This is a genomic window from Streptomyces flavofungini, assembly GCF_041028215.1.
Lineage (GTDB): Bacteria > Actinomycetota > Actinomycetes > Streptomycetales > Streptomycetaceae > Streptomyces > Streptomyces flavofungini_B.
In genome coordinates, this window is record NZ_JASKYR010001438.1 from 1 (window position 1) to 570 (window position 570).

A 570-nucleotide genomic window follows, 5' to 3' on the forward strand; every position below is an offset into this window, starting at 1 on the left:
ACCGCACCGGCCCCGCCGCCGCCCGCTGAGCCGGACCCCGGCCACCCCGCACTGATCGTCTACACCTCCGGCACCACGGGACCGCCCAAGGGCGCCGTGCTCCCGCGCAGGGCCGTGACCAGCACGCTCGACGCTCTGGAGGACGCCTGGCAGTGGAGCGAGGACGACGTCCTCGTACACGCGCTGCCCCTCTTCCACGTACACGGACTCGTCCTCGGCGTCCTCGGACCGCTGCGGCGCGGCGGGGCGATGCGGCACCTCGGCCGGTTCAGCACCGAGGGGGTGGCGCGTGAGCTGAACTCGGGGGCCACGATGCTGTTCGGGGTGCCGACGATGTACCACCGCGTCGCGGAGGCCCTCGCGCCCGCGTCCGGAGCCCCGGACCTCGTGCTCGCCGGGGCGCTGGCCGGTGCGCGCCTGCTCGTGTCGGGCTCGGCCGCGCTCGCCGCGCGCGACCGTGAGCGGATCACGGCGGTGACCGGACGGACCGTCATCGAGCGGTACGGGATGACGGAGACCCTGATGAACACCAGTGTGCGGGCGGACGGGCAGGCGCGGGCCGGGTCCGTC

1 protein-coding gene is annotated in these 570 nt (G+C 75.3%); it reads left to right on the forward strand.

Annotated elements, in window-relative coordinates; translation table 11 throughout:
* Window positions 1–570, forward strand: a 570-nt coding sequence (locus tag AB8Z36_RS41540; RefSeq protein WP_369218502.1) for an AMP-binding protein, incomplete at both ends; no start/stop codon positions are given.